This is a genomic window from Paraburkholderia sp. RL17-381-BIF-C, assembly GCF_046026435.1.
GTDB lineage: Bacteria > Pseudomonadota > Gammaproteobacteria > Burkholderiales > Burkholderiaceae > Paraburkholderia.
The window spans coordinates 45,928-67,595 of the sequence record NZ_JARESX010000009.1 but is presented as its reverse complement, the minus strand read 5'-3'; the positions used below and the strand labels follow the sequence as shown (position 1 = coordinate 67,595).

The 21,668-nt window shown below is 61.0% G+C and carries 21 protein-coding genes; 10 read left to right on the top strand and 11 right to left on the bottom strand.

Going from position 1 to position 21,668, the window contains the following annotated elements; all coding sequences use genetic code 11:
• The first annotated feature begins 69 nt into the window (after nucleotides 1–69).
• A complete protein-coding gene (locus P0D70_RS08640; protein ID WP_091807780.1) occupies nucleotides 70–312 on the top strand; it encodes a CsbD family protein in 243 nt (80 codons plus the stop codon).
• 150 nt (nucleotides 313–462) lie between these two features.
• Nucleotides 463–1,548 carry an AI-2E family transporter gene (locus P0D70_RS08635; RefSeq protein ID WP_408184116.1) on the top strand — a complete coding sequence of 362 codons (1,086 nt, stop codon included), beginning with the start codon at nucleotides 463–465 and terminating at the stop codon, nucleotides 1,546–1,548.
• Here the strand turns inward: P0D70_RS08635 and P0D70_RS08630 are convergent.
• From P0D70_RS08630 to sapR, 7 genes are all read right to left on the bottom strand, one after another.
• Nucleotides 1,485–2,309 (bottom strand): ABC transporter ATP-binding protein, encoded by an 825-nt coding sequence (locus P0D70_RS08630; protein WP_408184115.1) that lies wholly within the window; start codon nucleotides 2,307–2,309, stop codon nucleotides 1,485–1,487. The two genes, P0D70_RS08635 and P0D70_RS08630, sit on opposite strands and share 64 nt — an antisense overlap.
• Nucleotides 2,306–3,184, bottom strand: a complete 879-nt coding sequence (locus tag P0D70_RS08625) for an ABC transporter ATP-binding protein (RefSeq protein WP_408184114.1) — start codon at nucleotides 3,182–3,184, stop codon at nucleotides 2,306–2,308. The genes P0D70_RS08630 and P0D70_RS08625 overlap by 4 nt, the downstream gene beginning before the upstream one ends.
• Before the next feature lies 1 nt (nucleotide 3,185).
• The gene (nikC, locus tag P0D70_RS08620; protein WP_408184113.1) at nucleotides 3,186–4,100 is read right to left on the bottom strand and encodes a nickel transporter permease; all 915 of its coding nucleotides are present in this window, start codon (nucleotides 4,098–4,100) and stop codon (nucleotides 3,186–3,188) included.
• Nucleotides 4,101–4,164: 64 nt separating this feature from the next.
• Nucleotides 4,165–5,235 carry an ABC transporter permease gene (locus P0D70_RS08615; protein WP_408184112.1) on the bottom strand — a complete coding sequence of 357 codons (1,071 nt, stop codon included), beginning with the start codon at nucleotides 5,233–5,235 and terminating at the stop codon, nucleotides 4,165–4,167.
• A 55-nt stretch (nucleotides 5,236–5,290) separates the two neighbouring features.
• Complete coding sequence (locus P0D70_RS08610) at nucleotides 5,291–6,898, bottom strand: ABC transporter substrate-binding protein (RefSeq protein ID WP_408184111.1); 1,608 nt, start codon at nucleotides 6,896–6,898, stop codon at nucleotides 5,291–5,293.
• A 62-nt stretch (nucleotides 6,899–6,960) separates the two neighbouring features.
• Entirely contained in the window at nucleotides 6,961–7,524 is a 564-nt protein-coding gene (gene ddpX, locus P0D70_RS08605; protein ID WP_408184110.1) for a D-alanyl-D-alanine dipeptidase, read from the bottom strand.
• Between the two features lie 34 nt (nucleotides 7,525–7,558).
• Nucleotides 7,559–8,446, bottom strand: a complete 888-nt coding sequence (gene sapR / locus P0D70_RS08600) for a sap1 transcriptional regulator SapR (protein ID WP_408184109.1) — start codon at nucleotides 8,444–8,446, stop codon at nucleotides 7,559–7,561.
• Between the two features lie 600 nt (nucleotides 8,447–9,046).
• Between sapR and P0D70_RS08595 the strand changes: the two genes are divergently transcribed.
• Nucleotides 9,047–10,222 carry a GGDEF domain-containing protein gene (locus P0D70_RS08595; protein ID WP_408184108.1) on the top strand — a complete coding sequence of 392 codons (1,176 nt, stop codon included), beginning with the start codon at nucleotides 9,047–9,049 and terminating at the stop codon, nucleotides 10,220–10,222.
• Between the two features lie 154 nt (nucleotides 10,223–10,376).
• Here the strand turns inward: P0D70_RS08595 and P0D70_RS08590 are convergent, their stop codons facing one another.
• Nucleotides 10,377–11,279: a LysR substrate-binding domain-containing protein gene (locus P0D70_RS08590; RefSeq protein ID WP_408184107.1), complete on the bottom strand. Its 903-nt coding sequence runs from the start codon at nucleotides 11,277–11,279 to the stop codon at nucleotides 10,377–10,379.
• A 139-nt stretch (nucleotides 11,280–11,418) separates the two neighbouring features.
• Here P0D70_RS08590 and P0D70_RS08585 point away from each other — a divergent pair, with 139 nt between their 5' ends.
• From P0D70_RS08585 to P0D70_RS08560, 6 genes are read left to right on the top strand one after another with little or no spacing between them, the layout of a single operon-like run.
• Nucleotides 11,419–12,741 carry an NAD(P)/FAD-dependent oxidoreductase gene (locus P0D70_RS08585; RefSeq protein WP_408184106.1) on the top strand — a complete coding sequence of 441 codons (1,323 nt, stop codon included), beginning with the start codon at nucleotides 11,419–11,421 and terminating at the stop codon, nucleotides 12,739–12,741.
• Between the two features lie 56 nt (nucleotides 12,742–12,797).
• Nucleotides 12,798–13,523 carry an amino acid ABC transporter ATP-binding protein gene (locus P0D70_RS08580; RefSeq protein WP_408184105.1) on the top strand — a complete coding sequence of 242 codons (726 nt, stop codon included), beginning with the start codon at nucleotides 12,798–12,800 and terminating at the stop codon, nucleotides 13,521–13,523.
• Nucleotides 13,524–13,574: 51 nt separating this feature from the next.
• Nucleotides 13,575–14,393 (top strand): substrate-binding periplasmic protein, encoded by an 819-nt coding sequence (locus P0D70_RS08575; RefSeq protein ID WP_408184104.1) that lies wholly within the window; start codon nucleotides 13,575–13,577, stop codon nucleotides 14,391–14,393.
• A gap of 53 nt (nucleotides 14,394–14,446) precedes the next feature.
• On the top strand, nucleotides 14,447–15,253 hold the full coding sequence (locus P0D70_RS08570; protein ID WP_408184103.1) for an amino acid ABC transporter permease: 807 nt from the start codon (nucleotides 14,447–14,449) through the stop codon (nucleotides 15,251–15,253).
• A 26-nt stretch (nucleotides 15,254–15,279) separates the two neighbouring features.
• A complete protein-coding gene (locus tag P0D70_RS08565) occupies nucleotides 15,280–16,617 on the top strand; it encodes an NAD(P)/FAD-dependent oxidoreductase (protein WP_408184102.1) in 1,338 nt (445 codons plus the stop codon).
• A gap of 24 nt (nucleotides 16,618–16,641) precedes the next feature.
• Nucleotides 16,642–17,325, top strand: a complete 684-nt coding sequence (locus P0D70_RS08560; RefSeq protein ID WP_408184101.1) for an SDR family NAD(P)-dependent oxidoreductase — start codon at nucleotides 16,642–16,644, stop codon at nucleotides 17,323–17,325.
• Between the two features lie 5 nt (nucleotides 17,326–17,330).
• On the opposite strand, the gene P0D70_RS08555 is transcribed toward P0D70_RS08560, so the two are convergent.
• The 3 genes from P0D70_RS08555 to P0D70_RS08545 all read right to left on the bottom strand — a co-directional run bounded on the left by P0D70_RS08555 (nucleotide 17,331) and on the right by P0D70_RS08545 (nucleotide 19,892).
• Nucleotides 17,331–18,158 (bottom strand): siderophore-interacting protein, encoded by an 828-nt coding sequence (locus P0D70_RS08555; protein WP_408184100.1) that lies wholly within the window; start codon nucleotides 18,156–18,158, stop codon nucleotides 17,331–17,333.
• A gap of 92 nt (nucleotides 18,159–18,250) precedes the next feature.
• The gene (locus P0D70_RS08550) at nucleotides 18,251–19,111 is read right to left on the bottom strand and encodes a PadR family transcriptional regulator (RefSeq protein WP_408184099.1); all 861 of its coding nucleotides are present in this window, start codon (nucleotides 19,109–19,111) and stop codon (nucleotides 18,251–18,253) included.
• 508 nt (nucleotides 19,112–19,619) lie between these two features.
• Nucleotides 19,620–19,892, bottom strand: coding sequence for an aldehyde dehydrogenase family protein (locus P0D70_RS08545; RefSeq protein ID WP_408184172.1), 273 nt, complete (start codon nucleotides 19,890–19,892; stop codon nucleotides 19,620–19,622).
• Nucleotides 19,893–20,679: 787 nt separating this feature from the next.
• On the opposite strand from P0D70_RS08545, the gene P0D70_RS08540 reads away from it, so the two are divergent.
• A complete protein-coding gene (locus P0D70_RS08540; RefSeq protein ID WP_408184098.1) occupies nucleotides 20,680–21,615 on the top strand; it encodes a substrate-binding domain-containing protein in 936 nt (311 codons plus the stop codon).
• Nucleotides 21,616–21,668 lie beyond the last annotated feature (53 nt).

Sequence of the window (21,668 nt, the reverse complement as noted above, 5' to 3'; positions counted from 1 at the left end):
GAAGGCGGTCACGATAGAGCGCCGGCTTCCGCCGGCGACTGCCTGACCCCCTGTTCAAGGAGGATCACGATGAATTCAAACCAGTTCGAAGGTTCTGTGAAAGATGTGGCCGGCAAGGTTCAGGATGCCGTCGGCGGCTTGACGGGCGATGTGGACCTGCAGGCCGAAGGCAAGGTCCGCCAGCTTGCCGGCAAGGCGCAGGCGAAATACGGCGACAGCGTCGATCAGGTCGCCGAAACGGCTCGCAACAATCCGCTCGGCGCGCTGCTGATTGCGCTCGGTGTCGGATTTCTGTTGGGCAAGCTGATGTAAATCTGTCACGCTCGGCGCCGCCCGGTGCATTCGCGGCCCGGGCGCCGGCGCGTGTCGTTGGGCCCGCGGGTGCCTTGGTTATCCGATGTCCGTCCGATGTTCCCGGCGCGTTAGAGGCGCCGGATCTCATCGTCTATTCGAGGAAGGTTCATGCTGGGATTCGACGTAAGCACGGCCAGAAAGGTCTGGACCGCGTTTCTTATCGCGCTGCTGTTCTTCTGCATCTATATGGCGTCATCCACTGTGCTGGTGGTGGTTTTCGCCGTCTTCTTCAGTTATCTCATCTACCCGATGGTCGAGCTGGTCGAACGCATCCGGCCGCGCCGCGTGCCGCGAGTGGCGTCGATCGCGCTGGTGTTCGTGGTGGTGGTCGCGGTGATCGCGGTGGCCGGGTCGCTGTTCGGCGTGCAATTGCAGGATCAGGCGACGCATCTGTTCGCGCAGTTGCCGGCCTTGATGAAGTCCGACGTACCCAATCGCTTTCCCTTGCCGCATTTTCTCGAACCATTGCGCGAGCGGATCGTGGATTTCGTGCGCAGCCAGATTGAAACCGGCTCCGACAAGGCCGTGCCGATGGCGCGCAGCGTCGGCCTCGGCGTGGTGCATGCGGCCAGCAATCTGATCTACCTCGTGCTGATTCCGATCCTGAGCTTCCTGTTGATCAAGGAAGGTCCGCAAATGCGCGACGCGTTTCTGGACCTGCTGACGGATCGGCACCGCACGTTGTGGGCGGAGATCGTGACCGATCTGAACGTGCTGCTGTCGAAATATGTGCGTGCGATGTTGTTTCTGTCGTTGGCCACGCTGATTTGTTACGGCGTGGCGTTCTCGCTGCTCGGCGTGCCGTATGCTTTTCTGCTGGCGGTGAGCGCGGGCTTGCTGGAGTTCGTGCCGTTTGCCGGGCCGCTCGGCGCCGTGGCCATCACGTTGGTGGTGGCCGTGTTCAGCGGCTATGCGCATCTGCTCTGGCTGGTGATCTTTATCGCGCTGTACCGGCTATTCCAGGACTACGTGCTCAATCCTTATCTGATGAGCGAAGGCGTGGAGGTCAGTCCGTTTCTCGTGATTGTCGGATTGCTGGCCGGCGATCAGCTGGGCGGCGTGGCGGGCATCTTTCTGGCGGTGCCGGTGATCGCCATGTTGAAAATCATCATTGGCCGGGCACGCGTGTTTTATTCCGCTTCACGCGATGAAGGGGAAGTCGCGCGCCGCGCGTTGACCGGCAAAACCGACTGATGTTTTCGAACCGACTCGCGCCGGTATCCCGTGGTCGCGAGCAGCAGGCTGCGCGTGTACTCGTGCTCGACCTGCTGCGCGCGAATGGCGGCGATGTCGCGCTGCTCGACGATCTCGCCATTACGCATGACCGCGACGCGCGAGCAGAGAAAGCCGACCACCGCGAGGTTGTGGCTCACGAGAATCATGGTCAGATTGCGTTCGCGATGAAGCCGTCGCAGCAAGTTGAGGATTTCGGCTTGCACGGAAACGTCGAGCGCGGATGTCGGTTCATCGAGCAGCAGCACGCGCGGTTCGACAATCAGCGCCCGCGCAATCGCGACGCGCTGCCGCTGCCCTCCCGACAATTGATGCGGATAGCGGAAACGATACGCCGGACCCAAACCGACTTCGCGCAGCGCATCGACAATGCGCTGTTCCTGCCGGTCGATGCCGTTGATGGTCAGCGGCTCGCGCAAGGTCTGATCGACCGTGAAACGCGGATGCAGTGAGCCGTACGGATCCTGAAAGACCATCTGTACATCGCGTCGAAAGGAACGGTCGATTTTCTCGCCGAGCACGTGCGTGCCGATCTTCATATGACCGCCGGCGACGGGCGCGAGGCCGGTCAGCGCGCGCAGGATCGTCGACTTGCCGGAACCCGATTCGCCGACCAGCCCGAACACCTCACCTTCGCCGACATGAAAGCTCGCCTCGCGAACTGCGTTGAAATCACCGGTTTTGGTCCTGAAACGGACCGTCAGGGCGTTGACATCGATCATGCTGATTCTCCTGCCGGTTGCGTGAGCCAGGCCGCATCCCGCTTCAACACGGGCAGTTCATCGGGCGGATTGACAAGCGGTGGATTCGCCGCGAGCAGGGCGCGCGTATAGGGATGCTGGGCGTGGATGAGATCGCGCGCCGCGCAGGTTTCCACCACACGTCCCGCAAACATCACGACGACGCGGTCGCAGAACGACATGACGAGGGGCAGGTCGTGGCTGATAAATATGAGGCCCGTGTCGTGCTTATCGATCATCTCGTCGAGAATCCCGAGCACCTGCATCGAGACGAGCACGTCGAGCGCGCTGGTCGGCTCGTCGGCAATGAGCAGACGCGGTCCGGACGACACCATCATGGCGATCATTACACGCTGCCCCATGCCACCCGACAACTCGTGCGGGTAAGAGTCCGCGACACGCTCCGGATGGCGGATATGCACCGCGGCCAGCGCCTCGATGATCTTCTCGCGCATCTCGCGACGGCTGAACTTCGGACCGTGCAGTTCGAACGCTTCGCGCATCTGTTGCGCGACCGTCATCACCGGGTTCAGCGAGAATTTCGGATCTTGCAGGATCATGCCCATCTGCTGGCCGCACAGTTGGCGGCGCTTGCGCACCGACATGCTCAGCAGATCCTGACCGTCGAACTTCATCGCCTTCGCATGGCATTGCGCCGCGGGCGGCAGCAGGCCGAGCAGCGCCCGCCCGGTGAGCGATTTGCCCGAACCGGACTCGCCGACGATGCCAAGGCGCTCGCCGCGCTGCAGCGTGAGCGAAAGGCCTCGCACGGCCTCGGTCAATTCGCCGTCATGCCCACGAAAGCCGATTCGCAGGTCGTCGATTTCACACAGCGGTTGGGTCGTCGCGGCTGGCATGTCAGCCTCCATGGCGCGGATCGAAGACGTCTCGCAGACCGTCGCCGAGCAGGTTGAAGGCGAGGCTCACCAGCAGAATGGCAAAGCCTGGAATGGTAGCCACCCACCACGAATCGAGCAGCACGTTGCGGCCCGACGCGACCATGAAACCCCATTCAGGGCTCGGCGGTTGCGCGCCGAGGCCGAGGAAGCCAAGACCCGCGACAGTGAGAATGATGCCGGCCATATCGAGCGTCGCGCGCACGATCACCGACGACGAGCAGAGCGGCATGATATAGCGCAGGAGGATGCGCATCCGCGAGGCGCCCTGCAAGCGCGCGACGTGAATGAAATCGGCCTGCACGAGCCGGAGCGTTTCCGCTCGCGCGAGGCGTGCATAGGCCGGCCAGGCCGTAATCGAAATGGCGATCACCGCGTTGATCACACCGGGTCCCAGCGCGGCCGCGAAGGCGAGCGCGAGCACGATCTTCGGAAACGCGAGCGCTACGTCGGTGATCCGCATCAGCACGTTGTCGACCCAGCCGCCAAAGAAGCCCGCCGTGGTGCCGATCAGAAGACCCACCGGAACCACGATCACCACAACGAGAATCGCAATCGAAAGCGTGAGGCGTGAGCCGTAGATCAGCCGTGAAAGGATGTCCCGGCCAAGCTGGTCGGTGCCGAACCAGTGCGATGGCGAACCGGGCGGCAGCAGGCGGTCGGAGAGCACTTGTTGCAACGGATCGTGTGGCGCGATCAGCGGCCCGATTGCCGCGATGACGATCAGCAAGGCCAGAATCACCAGCCCGAAGACCGACAGCGGATTGCCCGCGAAGCGCCGCCAGCGCCGGTAAGCGAGGCCGAGTGCGGCCTGCTTGCGCGACGCGGGTGTGTCGCTCAGCAGCCAGTCTTTCCATCGTCGGGGCGCGGCATTCATCGGCCAGTCCTGCGTTTGCGTAGATTGATCGGTTGGGGGAAGCACGAAAGAGACCTCCCGAACGTCAGCGGGCGCGCGGATCGAACACGCGATAAAGCGCGTCGGTCAGCAGGTTGAGCGCGATGAACGTGACGCCGATTACGAGCGTGCTGCCCAGCACCGCGTTCATATCGGCGTTCAGCAGGGCGCCGGTCAGATACGAACCGATTCCCGGCCACGCGAAGACGATTTCGGTGAGCACCGAGCCTTCGAGCAGATAGCTGTATGTGAGGGCGATCACGGTCAGCAGCGGCACGGCGATATTGCCGAACGCGTGGCGCCAGATCACCCGGCGCTCGGGCAAGCCTTTCGCGCGTGCCGTGGTGATGTACTCCTGGCTGAGTTGTTCGAGCATGAACGAACGCGTCATGCGGCTCAGATAGGCGACCGAGTAGTAGCCGAGAATGGCAGCAGGCAGCGCGATATGCGAGAACGCATTGAAGAACACGTCCCATTCGCCCACCATGAGCGAATCGATGAGCAGGCTGCCCGTGTGCGTATCGACCATTCCGTCGAACACTGGATCGACGCGTCCGGGACCCGCTACCCAGTGCAGCTTCGCATAGAACAGCAGCAGGCCCATCAGCCCGAGCCAGAACACCGGAACCGAACTGCCGACGAGGCCGACAAAGCGCGCGACATGATCGATCCAGCGGTTGTGGCGCACGGCGGCGATCACGCCCAGCGGCACGCCGATCAGCACGCCGATGATGGTGGACAGCGTCGCGAGTTCGAGCGTCGCGGGAAACACACGCTGGATGTCCTCGATAACAGGGTGCGCGGTTAGCAGCGACATGCCGAAGTTGCCATGCAGCACATCGCGCACATAGATCAGGAACTGCACGGCGAGCGGCTTGTCGAGCCCGAGCTGCAGACGCGCCGCCGCGTAGGCCGTCGCCGACGCGCGATCGCCGAGAATAGCCAGCACCGGATCGATCGGTATTTTGCGGCCGATCACGAACGTGACCGCCAGCAACCCGGTGAAGGTGATCACGAGCGTGATGATCCAGCGCACGAGGCGCAAGGTCCAGCGCACGCTGGCGCTTTCAGCCGAAAGCGCGCGCATGCGCTCGAAAGTCGTGAGGGGAGTCGACATGATGAGTTCCTGGGTCGAAGGCGAAGCCTGGACAGTATCGCCTTCGCCGCCAACGTTACTGCTTCTTCAGATCACGATACGACACGAGGTCGTTGATCGGACCCACCTCGAGTCCCGTCACACCCGGTCGCGCCGCGACCTGCGAGACCTGCTGGAACATGATCACGAAGGGTGAGTTCGCGAGCACCTGCTTCTGCATGGTCTGGTACAACTCGGCGCGCTTTGCTGTCGACGATTCGGCGAGCGCCGCGTTGGTTTCCTTCGTCAGGCCGGGAATGTCCCACGAGTTGCGCCATGCGAGCATCTTATAGGCCGATTTGTCGGAATTGTCGGGATTCCAGGTAAAGCCCTGGGCATTGCTGTGCGGGTCGATGTAGTCCGCCGACCATTCACCAATGTAGATGTCGTGCGAGCGCGAGCGGTACTTGGCGAGCGTCTGCTTGTTATCGCCGGGGATGATCTGAACCTTGATGCCGCCCTGGGCGAGATTGGCCTGCACGGCTTCGGCGATTTCGCTGTACGGGTAGCCGTTACGCACGTCCATCGTCACGGAAAAGCCATTCGAGAGGCCGGCCTTTGCCAGCAGCGCCTTGGCCTTCGCGACGTTCTGCTGGTACGGGTTCGTGTTCAGCGCGCCGAGAAAGCCTTCCGGGAGGAACGTTTCGTGCACCTTGTAGGTGGTTTTCGCGACGTTGCTCTGGATGCCGTTGTAGTCGATCAGCCACTTCATCGCTTCCTGGACTTCCGGTTTGGCCAGGTTCGGATTCTTGACGTTCAGGCCGAGGTACAGCAACGTGGCTTGCGGCACCGCGCTCACATGCGCCTTGCCGGATTTCGTCAGGGCGACGAGATCGTCCGGACTCAGGTTGCGCGCCACATCGACGTCGCCGTTCTCGATCAGCAGGCGCTGGCTCGATGCTTCCGGCACGTGACGCAACACGATACGCTTCATGGCGAGCGGAACGCGATAGCCGTCGAAGCGCTGCAGGACGATGCTGTCGTTAGCGGTCCATTTGACGAGCTTGTAGGCGCCGGAGCCGGCCTCGTTCGTGCGCAGCCAGTCGTTGCCGAGGTCATTGCCTTTCTGGTGCGTGAGCAGCAACTGCTTGTCCACCACCGATGCGGGCCACGCACCGAGTACGTTCAGCACGAACGTCGGCGCGTATTTCTGGTCCGTCGTCACACTGACGGTTGTATCGTCAACCTTCTTCACGTTGTTGAGCACATTGTCCTTCGTCAGGCCAATGCCTTGCAGCACGGCCGCCGCGCCTTTGTCGAGCAGCACGGTGCGCTGGATCGACCACGCCACGTCGTCGGCGCTCAGCGGATTGCCCGAGTGGAACTTGAGACCTGAACGGATCTTGAACGTGAAGGTCAGGCCGTCGGGGCTCACGGTCCATGATTGCGCGACATCGCCGTTGAACTTCGACGGGTCTTTCAGATCGACCCGCACCAGCCGGTCATACGTATTCGCCACATATTCTTCCGGCACCAGCTCGTAGATTTCGCCTGGATCGAGCGTGGTGAATTCGTCGAGGAACGTCGCCATGACGAACATGTCTTTCGGCGTCGCCGCGGTAGCGGGGCTGACCGCTGCGAACGACAAGGTCAAGGCGGAGGCGATCGCTGCCGCCGTCAAAGCATTGCGCAATACCAGTTTCATTGCCGCTCCATAGGAATGGGGTAGAGCCTGTCAGGGAACAACGGATGGAGAAATCGAGGGCACTACATGAGACGCAGCGGACCGCTTTCGCTGTTGTCGATTACCGGCAGCGCACGGGAGCCAGGCAGCTCGTAATGCCACCATTCGCTCTTGATGTGGGCGAAGCCGGCGGCGTGCATGATGCCGAGCAATAACAGGCGGTTGCGCTGCACGTGCGCGGGCAGGCCGGTATGGAAGTGTTCGGACTCGATCGTCATGGCGTCGAAGCCCGTGCCCATGTCGAGTTCATTGCGGCCGGCATCGAGCAGCGTCAGGTCGATCGCCGTACCGCGGCTATGGTTCGACCCACGGCCAAGCTCGGCGATGTAGGTGGGATCGGGGAGGAAATCCCACAGCACCTGTTGCGCCTGCGGCGGACGGTACGCGTCGAAAATCCGCACGGTCAGGCCGGCGTCGCGGGCAATTTCAACGGCCTTGCGCAAGCCGGCTTCGGCGGGTTCGAGCAGCAGGCAGTGAGCTTCCTTGTAGATCGGCTTGCCGGTCAGGTTGCGCTCGGTGGCATAGACGAGGTCGATGTCCACGCCATGCGTGGCGGCGGTGATTTCGATGAGTCGCGGTTTTGTCATGGAGGGCGCGGTGAGATGCCGGTTGTGAGAGGGTTCAGAGATCGAACTGGTTGAATTCGCCTTGCAACTCGCGATTGCGTGCGACGCGTTCGTCGATGGCGGACCCCAGTTGCGCGACGATCGCGCTAATCAGCAGGTTGAACAGGCAGGTGAGCGGCGCCAGAGAGTCCCAGAACTGGCCGACATCGGTTTTGACCTGCAACAGGTCGCAGGCGAATTCGCGAGCCCAGGGACAATAGATGTCGGTGACCAGCGCGAACGGCACGCCACGACGTGTCGCGGCTTCACAATAGCGGCGCGCGATCATCGAGTAGGCGCGCGTATCGGTAATGACGAGGTACGGTGAGGCAAACTCCGAATTCAGCGAATCGACGTATGAGCCCGACATGCCGTCGGAGTAGAACACACGCGCACGGATATATTCGAGGTAGCTGTAGAACGCGTTACTGATGCCGCGCGTCGACTGGATGCCGAGGATATACACGGCGTCCGCATTGGAAATGCGCTCCGCGATACGGGCGAACATGGGCGAGTGCGCCAACTGGTACACATGCTGGATCGCGTCGATTTCGAGTTCTAATGAGTGGGTCAGGGCCCCGTTTTCTCCGCTCTCGCCGTTATGCGCCGCGTTGCCGAACTGTCCGGACACACGCCGGTATTCGTCGAGCCGGTCGGTAATCATCCACGGGCGCGCTTGTGCGCCGCGCAGCTCGCGCTTGAGGTCGTCGAGATTGCGATAGCCGACGCTGCGCAGAAACCGGCCCACGGAAATACCGGTTGTGGCCGTCTGCTGCGCAATCTGATCAGCCGTTTCCAGTCCGAGTCGTTCGAGATTCGCCAGCATATAGCTGGCAATGCGCTTGGACGTGGGGGTGAGGTCGGCAAAGTGGGCTTCGACGGTTTGTGCGAAAGCGGTCGGCATGTCAGCGCATGGGTTTGGTTAGTTGCTTGTCATTTATTTGATCAGTGACATGTATCTAACAAAGCCAATAAACTCAGCGCCAGCTTAAAAAATCAATTGGATGTGGTTGTCTGATAGTTTTTGACCTGGCGTCCGGTCACGCTTCCGTTCACACTGCTCCGCAAGCTTCATTTAAGGCTTTCAGTTGATGGCTCTAAAGTTCCGTCCACATTTGCCGTTAGATCACACTGCGTCTCCATATTGCGTTTTTCTCCCTCGTCGGGTTGCAGGTGCGTCTTGGTCCCTGCCAGATTAGAGGCGGCTCAGTTCATTCCTCGGTTTCAAATCCAGACTTCCGGGCCTCACCCGCGCGTCAGAATGGAAACGTCGGCGTGCATTGTCTACAACGACAGCGGTCTTGCCAGAGACTATATCTGTTGCCGCGAGCGGACCGTTCACTTCCTCTTTCGACATAAGTTGAGTGCGATGGTAATGCAGACACGCTTAAAGGCGAGCGGCCTCCGAATGTATCCGGGACCCCACCTCGACTATCATCCAACTATCGATTTTTTGCGTAGAATTGCCGCCCCGGTACGCTGGCGCAGGATTCTCTCCTCAACGATGCACGTCGATCTTCTCACCCTTTATTTCCTCATCGTCGGGACGCTGTTCGCCAGTTCCGTGATGACGCTCTGGGAATATCGAACACATCCCAGACGCAGCGGGGAATTGAAAATACTGGCAGCGGGGTACGCCACGCTTGCCATCGGATGTGCGGCGGCAACGGTTCGTCACAAGCTGCCCGGTGCGACGGGCTCCGCCTTGAGCAACCTCGTTATTGTCACTGGCTATCTATTGCTTCTGCACGGCGTCGCGGCCTTGAGCGGCCGGCAATACCGTACCGGCTCTATTGCAATGCTCATCCTGCTGGCGCTCACATGGGCCGTGGCCGGTGCGCGCTGGGATGATTCGGTGTGGTACTACGCGAGCGCCATTCCGATCGCGTTGGCAAGCGGCGTGACGTCTTTCGAACTGCTGCGATGCGACAGCATGAAAGCGATGCAATCGCGGCGCATCGCGGTATGGGTGACGGGCATTCATGCGCTCCTGTATGCGGCCAGAGCGTCCATCCTGCCCTGGTTGGCGGCACGGTACGGGCAGGACGTGGTGCTGGTCGCCAGCAACATTACGATGTACGAAGGTGTGCTGTACTCGGTCGTTCTGCCGATGACCTTGCTGAGGCTGATCCGCGAGGAGACTCATGGCGAGCTTCTGCGAGACTCGCAAACGGATTACCTGACCCGTCTTGGCAATCGCAGATGGTTTTTTGAAGAGGGCGAACGGGTGGTCCGTGACGCAGAGTCATGCCAGCCGATTTCCCTCCTTGCATTCGATCTCGATCTCTTCAAGGCAATCAATGACCGCTACGGTCATAAGACGGGCGACGAGGTGCTGAAGGCATTTAGCGACATCGCTCGGAGCGGGGTGAGGCCCGATGCGATTCTCGCGCGCATCGGCGGAGAAGAGTTCGCTGCGCTACTTCCCCACCATGACAGCCTTCGTGCCAAAGAAGTGGGCGAATTTATCGCTAAACGTTTCGCCGAGACGATCCCTCACCGCATTGACGGCGTCGCGATACACGCAACGGTCAGCATTGGGCTCGCACAGCTCGGAACCGATGTGCCCACGCTTGCCGACCTGCTGGCGGCGGCCGACGCGGCGTTATACAACGCGAAGTCGCTCGGCGGCAATCGGCTCGTCACAGCGCAGCCTGCCTCGCGCCCCGAAGCTGCCTGACGATCAGCGATGCCGGCAAAGGATTCACGTTGCGTGCCTGGCGAAGCGCAGTTCGATTCAAGCGGATTGATTTCACTCACTCAGCCGCCGCTATAAACGCGTGACCGGGTTTGGATTGGCTTCGCCAATCCAATATCGAAACCTGTCCGTCACATTACGCTTTCGAGTGTTTCGCCTGAAGCCTCATTGTCTCGTTGGCGATCTTCAGAAAACTGTCGACGATCGGATTGGTGGATTGAAGCTGGGGGCACACCGTGAACCCACGGAACACGATGTCCGGTGAAAACGGCCGGAACTGGATCTTCGCCGTATTGGCGTCAACCGTTGTAAGCGGATTCACGATGCCGATTCCCAAACCGCGCGACACCATCGCGCAAATCGTCGCACCGTACGGTGTTTCAATGGTCGGCACCTGATTGACTTCCGCCTGACGCAACACACGATCCAGCGACGAACGCGTGTCGTCGGCATACGAAGGCAGGATCAGCTTTTCACCGCGTAGATCCCGCGCGTGGATACGCTCGCGCGCAGCCAGCGGGTGCCTGGCCGGCAGCGCACATACACCCGGCAACCGGTATAACTCGGCGCTCGTCACACCGAACGCATCGGGCGTCGTCGTGGCGAAGCCGATATCGCAATAGGCCGACGAAGCCCAGCGCTGGATCGTGCCTTCGCTGCGCATTTCCAGCGATATCGCGATGCGCGGATACACCGCAAGAAAACGCTCGATCACCATCGGCACGAATGACAATGCCAGCACCGGCGCCGCGACGAGCCGCAACCGGCCACTGCCGAACTGGCGTATCTCACGCGCGGAATGCGCGAGTTTTTCGAGGCCCACGAAACTCCGGTCCACTTCGCGATAGAACGCGCTGCCCGCGTCCGTGGCCTGAATGCGCCCGCCGTTGCGCGTGAAGAGCGTCAGACCCGTCGACGTCTCCAACTCCGCAATCAACCGGCTGATGCTCGGCTGCGACGTGCCGAGTTCCTCGGCGGCAGCGGTCATCGATCCGCGCAACATGACTAGCCTGAACGCTTCGATTTGTCGTTGGTTCATCTGCCCGGCTCACCTGATTTCGTTGATTCGGTCCTCAGCTTGCCATATCAAAATTGAATGGCAGCCGTTTTTGATCGTATTTGACCGGATGGATAACCCAAACCTAGACTGGCTGGAACCTTGTCACCGGCGATCCACGATGCGTTCCGAAGCCTTGCTGTTTCATGACGACTTTCGCCTGACCCCTTACTGGTGGGACGCCGCACCGCCGGAGACGGTCCGCGACGCGTTGCCGTCCCGGGTCGACGTGGTGATTATCGGCAGCGGGTATTGCGGCTTGGCGGCGGCAGCCGAAGCTGCGCGACTCGGCACGCGCGTCGCCGTGCTCGACGCCGCCGAAATCGGCGCGGGCGGCAGCACGCGCAGCGGCGGCATGGTGTCGAGCGGACAGAAGCTTGCGCTGACCAATGCGATTCGCGGGGTCTCGGCAGAACGGCTGGGACGCCTGATGAGCGAGTCCATGGCGAGCTTCGACTATCTGAAACGCCTTGTCGCCGACGAGCAGCTCGACGCCGATTTGCAGATCACTGGTCGCTTCTTCGGCGCATTCACGCCACGTCACTTCGATGTCTTGCGGCGCCAAGGCGATCTGTTGCGCGACAAGACCGGCGTCACAGTGCACGTCGTGCCGCGCGCGGATCAGCATGCGTTGATCGGCTCGGACTACTACTACGGCGGGATTCTCGTCGACGAATACGGCGGTCTGCATACCGCCAAATATCATCGCGCGCTACGCGATCTCGCACGGCGCTGCGGCGCGACTCTGCATTCGCATGCGGGCGTGGAGCGGATCGAACGCAATGGCGCGGGTTTCAGGGTTCATGCAACGCGGGGAAAGATCGACGCTAAACATGTGCTGGTCGCGACCAACGGCTATACGGGACCGCTGCTGCCGTTCTTCTCGCGGCGCGTGCTGCCGGTGGCGAGCTACCAGATTGCGACGGAACCGCTGCCGCCAGGACTGATGGCCGTGCTGAATCCGGGGCGACGCATGATCAGCGATTCGAAGCGCAATCTGTTCTACACGAGGCCGTCGCCCGACGGCACGCGGATGCTGTTCGGCTCGCGCCCGGCGATCCGCGAGGTGAGCGAGCGCGTGGCGGCGAGAATGCTGCACGCGAAGATGATCGAGTTGTGGCCCGCCTTGCGCGACGTGCGCATCACGCACGCGTGGAAGGGTTATGTCGCGATGACCGGCGACAGGCTCGCGCATATTGGCCAACACGATGGCATTCATTACGCGCTCGGTTGCAACGGCAATGGCGTGGCGCTAATGAGCTATCTAGGCGCGCGGATCGCGAAACACCTGCTCGGATTCGACGCAAAGTCGGGCGCATTCGGCGAAGGCGCGTTTCCGATCAGTCCGGCCGGCATGGCGAGCCGCCTGAGCGTGCCGGTCGGCACAGCGCTCTATACATTCGACGATCTCTGGAGCGGCCGGGTGCGTGCCACCCTTTCCTGATATCGACGTCGACACTGACACCGAAGCCGATGCGCTTCAGGCTTGAGGAGTTGCGGATGATTTCTCTGCGTAACGTTTCGAAGTGGTACGGCGAGCAGCGCGTGCTGACCGATTGTTCCGCCGACATCGGCCGGGGCGAGGTGGTCGTGATCTGCGGGCCATCCGGTTCCGGAAAATCGACGCTGATCAAGTCCGTCAATGGACTCGAACCGGTGCAGCAAGGTGAGATCGTCGTTGACGGCACGCTGGTCTCGGCACGCGGAGCCAATCTGCAAACGCTGCGCGCGCGGGTCGGCATGGTGTTTCAGCATTTCGAACTATTTCCGCATCTGAACATTCGCCAGAACCTGATTCTCGCGCAGGTCAACGTATTGCGGCGCAGCCGCGACGAAGCCGCCGACAAGGCGCGCATGCTGCTGCAGCGCGTAGGCTTGCGCGCGCATGAGGACAGGTTTCCATCGCAGTTGTCGGGCGGACAGCAGCAACGGGTGGCGGTCGCGCGGGCGTTGTCGATGGATCCCGTTGCAATGCTGTTCGACGAACCGACCTCCGCACTCGATCCCGAGATGGTCAATGAGGTTCTGGACGTGATGACCGAACTCGCGCAGGACGGCATGACGATGTTATGCGTCACGCACGAAATGGGCTTTGCGCGCCGTGTCGCGGACCGGGTCGTATTCATGGACCAGGGCGCCATCGTCGAGGACGACACGAAGGACGCTTTTTTCGAGCGTCCGCGCTCGGCTCGTGGCCGCGACTTTCTCTCCAGGATATTGCAGTGATGTCCACTTGATTTTCTTTCCATCGCAGGCCTTTTCGACGGAGCAAACATCATGCGTTTTCGCCATCTTCTCAGCCTCATTGCGGTTGTCGTGCCGCTATCGTTCACCTTGACAGGTAACGCGCATGCCGACGATCTCGGCACGCTGACTCCCGGCAAGCTGGTCGCCGGTGTCGATGCGAACAACAAGCCGTATTCGTATATCGACAACGGCAAGATGACGGGCTTCGACGTCGAATTGCTGCGAGCGGTCGCGGCGAAACTCGGCTTGAGCGCCGTGTTTCGCGCGCAGGATTTCAGTGGATTGCTGCCGGGCGTTGCGAACCAGCAACTCGATCTGGCCGCCGGCTCGATTTCGATCACGAAAGACCGTCTGAAGATGGTCGATTTCTCGGAGGGCTATCTGACCGGCCTGCTGAGCGTTGCGACCTTGCCCGACAGCACGATTACGAGCGACCCGGCATCGGTGAAGGGCAAACGGATCGGCGTCGTGCAGGGCACCATCGAAGACACCTATTCGGACAGCTATCTGCCGGGTGCGCAGATCGTGCGCTTTCCGAATCTGAATGCGGGCTTCCTGTCGATGCGCTCGAAATATATCGACGGCTATTTCGTGGACAAAACGCTCGTCGAGGGTTTGCAGAGCAAGTACCCGCAACTGAACATCGCGGACAAGCTCGATATCTCGGCCGTCAACCTTCCTGCCGGCTTCCCGGTGCACAAGGGCAACGCGAAGCTCGAGGCGGCGCTGAACAAGACCATCGACCAACTGGTTGCGGACGGTACGTGGGTCAAGCTGTACATGCAGTTCCACCCCGGTTATCCGAAGCCCGCGAATCTGCCGCCCTACGCGATGAAGACCGGTAGCTGATCAGGCCCGGCCGGCGGCTCAACCCGCCGCCGGCGCTCAACAAGGAGCGCACCATGAATGCTTTCTTGCAGAACTTTCTCGACTGGCCGCTGCTGGTCTCGTCGATGCCGTCTTTGCTTTGCACGGGTCTCGTCAACACGCTGGTGCTGTCGGTGTTTTCAACCGTGCTGGGTATCGTTGCGGGCATGGTGCTCGCGTTGATGGCCGTGTCTCACACGCGCTGGTTGATGCTGCCCGCGCAGGTGTTCATCGACGTGTTTCGCGGCCTGCCGGCAGCGCTCGTGATCCTGCTGGTCGGGCAGGGCCTCGCGCCCGTGGGACTGGCGATCTTTGGGCCGAATCCGTACCCGCTCGCGATCGTCGCGCTTGGGCTGATTTCGTCCGCGTATATCGCGGAGATTTTTCGCTCCGGCATTCAAAGCGTGGGGCGCGGACAACTGTCCGCATGTCAGGCGCTCGGCATGACGTACTGGAGCAGCATGCGCTATGTGATCGTGCCGCAGGGCGTGCGGCGCATCTTGCCGGCGCTTGCGAATCAGTTCATTTCGATCGTCAAGGATTCGAGCCTGGTCTATTTTCTCGGCCTGCTGACTTCGCAGCGCGATCTGTTCACGATCGGCCAGAACACGTCGGTGAATACCGCGAACCTGTCGCCGCTGGTGGCCGCGGGCGTGGTGTACCTGCTCGTGACCGTGCCGCTCACGCATGCGATTAACCACATTGACCGTTGGACCAACCGTCATTCGAATCCGTCGCGCGGTCATTCCAGAGCGGGATCGTCACGCCGGCAACGCAAGGCGCAGGCTTCGGCCAATTCGACCGTCGCGGTCAGGGCTGGCGTCGCCGATCAACATAACTAGCCTTCACAGGCAGGATATCAGCCACGATGGGACCGAAAGTAGAAACAGTCGCCGACGACACCACCTTGCCAGCGAAAGTCGATGTCGTTGTGATCGGCGGCGGCATTATCGGCGTGAGCACGGCCCTTTATCTTAGCGAGAAAGGCTTGCAGGTCGCGCTATGTGAGAAAGGCCATATCGCGGGTGAGCAATCGAGCCGCAACTGGGGCTGGGTTCGCGTCACGCATCGCGACATGCGCGAGTTCGCGTTGAGCATCGAGAGCCTGAAGCTGTGGCGGAAACTGGATGCGACGTTGGGTATCGACACCGGCTTCAATCAATGCGGCATCCTCTATATGACGGACGAAGACGCCGTGATGGACAGTCACCACGTATGGCTCGACAAGGCGCGCAACGTAGCGGGTGACGCGTTCGATACACGTCTGGTCGACGGAAGTACCGTTGGCGCACTGCTGCCTGGCGCCACGAAAGCGTTCAAGGGCGGACTCTACACAGCTGGCGACGGCCGCGCCGAACCGCAAAAAGCCGCACCGGCGATCGCGAATGCGTTACGCAAACGCGGTGTCAAGATTCTGACGCCGTGTGCCGCGCGTGGCATCGAAACGAGCGCGGGGCGCGTCAGTGCGGTGGTCACCGAGCACGGTACGATCCGCTGCAATAGCGTCGTCGTCGCGGGCGGCGCATGGTCGCGGTTGTTCTGCGGGAACCTGGGTGTCGATGTACCTCAACTGCTGGTAAAAGCCTCGGTGCTTCGCACTGAGCCGCTCGACGGCGGTCCGGCCTGTAGCGCGAGCAACAAGAAATTCGCGTTTCGCAAGCGCGCCGACGGCGGCTACACGATCGCTTTTGGCTTTCGCACTTATAGCGATCTCACGCCCGATTCATTTCGCCTGTTCTTCAAGTACGTCGAAGCACTGAAGAGCCAGTTGGGCTCGTTGCGCATTGGCATTGGCGCTCGTTTCTTCGATGAATTGCGCCGTCCACGACACTGGGTGCTCGACCGTCCCACAGCGTTCGAAGAGATCCGCACGCTCGATCCGGAACCGATCACCCGATACACCGACGCCGGTTTGCGCGAGTTCATCAAGGTCTTCCCGCATCTGGCGCACGCGCGAATCGCGCAGCGCTGGGCGGGCTACATGGATGTGACGCCTGACGCGATTCCGGTGATTTCCGGTGTGGATACGGTGCCGGGCCTCTTCATCGGCACCGGCTTTTCGGGGCACGGGTTCGGCATCGGGCCGGCGGCCGGCAAGCTGATGGCGGATCTGGTGACGAACGACACGCCGCTCGTCGATCCGCACGCGTTTCGCCTCAACCGTTTCAGCGACGGTACGAAAATCGTCATCGATGCGGGCTTTTAAGGTAATGCTTTCACGGAGAGAGTCATGCAAAAAGTAGCCATGATTTCCGGCGCGAGTCGCGGCATCGGGCTGGCAATCGCGACCGAGTTGTCGCGACGCGGCTATAGGCTGTCGCTGGGCGTGCGCGATCCGTCGGCGCTCGCCGGTCGTTTCGATGCGCTCGCGTTTCCATACGAAGCGCGCGACACAAACGCGGGCCGCCGCTGGGTCGAGGCAACGGTCGAACGCTTCGACCGTATCGACGTGCTGATCAGCAATGCGGGTATCTGCAAGCACATCGGCCTGGAAGAGGGCACCGACGAACTGCTCGAAGAAACGCTCGACATCAACGTGAAAGCGCCGTTCCGGCTGATCCAGGCTGCGTTGCCGCATTTGCGCCGCGCGGGCGGTGCTCGTGTCGTGCAGATCGCGTCGCTATCCGGCAAGCGCGTGAAGAACCTCAACGCGGGCTATCAGATGTCGAAGTATGCCGCGATAGCGTTGACTCATGCCGTACGTCGCGCAGGCTGGGACGATGGCTTGCGTGCGACGGCGATATGCCCCGGATTCGTCAACACGGAAATGGCCGCCGGCATCGCGGATCTCGAGCCGGAAGCGATGACACAACCCGAGGACATCGCACGATTGGTCGCCAACACAATCGAGATGCCGAACTCCGCGAGCGTCGCGGAAATTCTCGTCAATTGCCGGCATGAGGACCTGTTTTAGCAGGCTCAGTCGTCGAGCGTTTCGTGCACCGCTTCGGCACCCTGTTTCCAGTAGCTGGCCGCGCGAATACGCGATTTGTCGACGCCGCGCTCCGTGCACAGGTGATAGCGCACCGCGCGCATGGTGGCGGCTTCGCCGGCCGCCCACACGTACCCTTCGCCGTTTTCAGGCAGGTAGATTTCGCGGACCGCCCGCAACAAAGCTTCGCCGCGTACGCTCACTTCGTTGCGATGGCACCAGACGATATGCAACTCGGCCTGTGTCGTGAATTCGATCTGCGCCGACGCGTCGGCGACTTCGATTACCGCGGCGACGCGCGTGCCGGCCGGCAGTTCTTCGAGGCGGCGGGCGATGGCGGGCAACGCGGTATCGTCGCCGATCAGCAGATGCCAGTCGAAGCCCGTGGGGATCACGAGTGAACCGCGCGGGCCGCCGATACCGAGATACTGGCCCACCTTGGCTTGCGCCGCCCACGTAGCGGCGGGGCCCGCGTCGTGCATGGCGAATTCGATGTCGAGTTCGCGCGCCTCACGATCGAAGCGGCGCGGCGTGAAGTCGCGCGCGACCGGCCGCGGCTGGCCGGCGGGAAACACCGGGCCGTTCGGGCCTGCTTCCGGCAGCACCGGCTTGTCCGCGCCGGGTTCGGGGAAGAACACTTTGATGTGGTCGTCGAAGGAAGCGGAGACGAAGTCGTGCAGGTCTTCGCCCGTAAAGGTGACGCGGATCAGATGAGGCGTTAGCGCGCGCACCTGCTTGACCTGCAGCAGACGGAATTTCAGCGGATGCCGCACGCGTTGAACGGCCAGATCGGTTGGTTGGTGTTTCATCAGCATGAGAGTGCTACTCCTGTTGGTTCGATAGGCGCGTTCACGCGCTGGGGGCGCTGCCGGCGCACTAGTACACGCGCGGTGCGGGCCGCTCGATGTCAAACGGCCGTTGCGCCGCCATTGCCGGATTCGCTGCTGTCCGGCTTGACCTGGCTTTCGATTTCTTTGGCCGCGCGCATGAGAATGTCGGCGATGCGGCGCTGCTCGGCCGCTGGCGCGTTGTCGCGCAGCAGCAGCGCACGCTTGAGCGCACGGCGCGCTTCGTTCAACTCCGGCAGCCAGCCGCCTTCGCTGATGTCGGCCGGCTCTTCACCGGCAAACGCGCGGCGCACCGAATCCATCTTGCGGGCGATATGGCTCAGCCTGGCGAGCATCAACTCGACGCGCTCGCGGTTGGCGGCCAGGTAGTCACGGCCCGTTTCCGACAGTTCGTAGCGCTTACGGTTGCCTTCGAGTTGCACGGTCACATAGCCGAGTTCTTCCAGATACGTGAGCGCCGGATAGACCATGCCCGGGCTCGGGCTGTAAAAGCCGTTCGAACGGGTTTCGAGCGCTTTGATCAGTTCGTAGCCGTGGCTCGGCTGCGTGCCGATCAGCGAGAGCAGCAGCAGTTGCAGGTCGTCGGAACTGAATTTACGGCCGCGCGGAAGACCGTCGCCGTCGCCGCCGAAGCCGCCTGGGCCGCCGCCGAAGCGCCCGCCGCGACCGCCGCCGCGCGGCTCATGATGGCGGCCGATGGCGTGCCACAGGGCGTGCGGCGAGAAGTGGTCGAAGCCGTGGCCGTCGTGGCCACGGGCGTCACGGCGGGCATCGCGTTCGCCTCGTTCGCCTGGTGCGCGACGAGATTCGTGGTGGCGCGCGAACGCATGCCAGAGTGCATGAAGCGACGCCGCTTCGCGGCCGGTGTACGGACTGTCGTCCGCTTTGTGCGGACGGGAAAATCGATGGTGATGACGCATCTTGGGTACTCCCGTTTGTGTCTTAAGATGTGTCGTAAGATATATATCTAAAGATAGTTTGTCAAATTTCTTTTTGCGAAGTATCGGCAGACAACAAAGTCTGCGGCATTTCGAAATTTCGTTGTGCGGTGCACAAATTTTGAGGACTGACTGCTTCGGATGCGCGCTGCTGACACACAAGATGTGAGCCGTCCAATAACGAAGCTTAGAAAAATAGCAACATGCGAACTTGCCTCGACATCGCGGATTCGTTCGTCGAGTCGAGCATTGGGCAGAGGTGGCCGAGCGCGTATCGCGAACGATGTAGTCGAGCGCATACCAAAGCGCCGTTAATTAGGCGGCGATTTCAGGGCGATTCGAAAAGTCCCACATCCAAAGGATGTTTCGAGCCCTTTCATTAAGGCTCTTTGGAGCTATACGAATTAGCAGTCACTTGTCGAAGCGGCGTGTCCGAGAGACCCAGCCCTCGGCAGAGATATGCAGTGGAGGCACGAAGCAGGTGCCAGAGTCAATCAAACACGATAGCTAACACAATGAATGGCATCGAAGTATTCGACATGAATCCCAGTTTCATCGCGATTGGACGGTTGGAGCCTCTCCAATCTTTCGAGTCCAGGCCTAACCAGGCTATCGGTCTGCCTGGCAATATGCCAGTGCTGATGTGCCCGGTTGGAGCTTCAGATGCACCTTCGAGATCCGCGTCAGCCAGAACGATGAAAGGATCTGAGCCTCCGAGTTCCAGGACTGACTTCTTGAGTGCTCCGCCGGCCCGTGCTGCAATAGCTGTTGGTGTCCGTTAATTCTGTTGGTGCTCACAATTGCCACTAGCCATGTTCACAGGAATGCTAGCGGCCAAAACGCCGGGATGGCTTGCTGCGTAACGCGTTGCGTGCGATCACGCCTGTCGCGACGGTACAACAATCGTGATGATGCTTGTTCGGTAACTCTGCTAGCGTGGCATCGGTGCTGGATATCAAGTCTTACGGACGATGCGATCCGAGGGACACTTTTTTTGGGTGGAGTTCAGGATCGTTACCGGCCGCATGCAGTCAGAAAGCGCTTCTGTGTTTTGTTATCTGGTTTAAGGAAAGATAACTTTAGCTCTTGTGCAAAGAGCTATTTTGATTAGCACGCGTGGTAGTGTTCGGCTGCGGCCATAATCCGCGAGACGTCTCCTGTGCGAAAAGCGGTGCTGCGGCTTCGAGGTAAAGTGCGATGCACGAATTGATTAACAGCACATGCAAGGCACGCTAGCGCAATTACTGGACATGCTAGCGGTGCTGTGCACGCTGGCTAGCACCGATTCTGAACACCAACACAATGCGACAGAACCGGCACGAGCGTCGATTGACTGAAGGGTAGCGAGGAACAGAGGGCGAACGCAGCGCGACGAAACAGTGAAAGCGGTTGCGAAATCTTCCTCACGGTTCGGAAGTCGTGCCGTGCCGTATAGTGGAGTGGAAGCTTGGTTTTAGCGGTTCTCCCCGAATAAGGTAATCGTCTGAAGGAATCCTTCTCCGTGAGCGGGGATCTATTTCGAGCGATCTCGATAACGAAGGTCAGTCACTATGCGCAAGACTCTTTCGTTCTTCTTGCTTCTTTCCGCCTTGACCGCAACCGTATCGACCGCGAGAGCGACCACAATCGGTGTCGTCCTACCCGGATCATCGCTTGTCTTCTACCAGGCAATGATCAAAGGCATTGAACAGGCGGCTGAGGATCGGCATGTGCATCTCCTGATACGCAATCCTTCGGATGGGGCGTCGCTGGACACGTCGAATCTCCAGTTGCGCATGATCGACTACCTGGTGCAGCAGGGGGTGGCCGGCGTTGTGTTAGCGCCGGAACCCCTGCAGAGCAAAACGCAGGTTTCGATCCGAGTCCCAGTGATCCTCGTTGATCGGGACAGCCCTGATTACAGGGGCATCTCGACCGTGTATACAGACAATTTTGGTGCAGGCAGAAAGGCAGCGCTCAGCCTGGCACCGGCCCTGCAAAAGGGTGCCAAGGTAGCCGTGTTACGGCTTGCAACGAACATCAGCTCTACGACCGCGCGCGAAAACGGGTTTCTGAGCGTCGCACGGGAGAAGGGTTGGGATGTGGTTGTTGATACTTACGTGGGGTACCGGCCGCGTGATGCCGAGCGTTTGATCACGGAGGCCTTGAGCGGCTATCCGGGCCACCTCGATGCCGTTTTCGCGCCGGCCGAACCGATCGCCTACGGCGCCCTGCGGATCATTGACGCAAAGGCGATCGCCGATCGCCCGCGCCTGGTCGTATTCGACTGGCGTCCGGAATTCATGGACGGACTCAGGCGTGGCGTCATATATGCCGATGTATTGCAGGACCCTTACCGCATGGGTTATCTTGCGTTGGAAGGGTTGGTCTCGGCGTTGCAGGGCCATCCGCCGCGCCCTCAGGTATTTGTTGACGTGGTCACGGTGACGCCGAACAACATGAATGACGCCGCAATCCGTTCGTTGCTGGCGAACTACGCTCACTAAGCGCTCCAGTACAGCGTTTCCAACGACGGCCACCTTACCCGGGAGGGGATCTT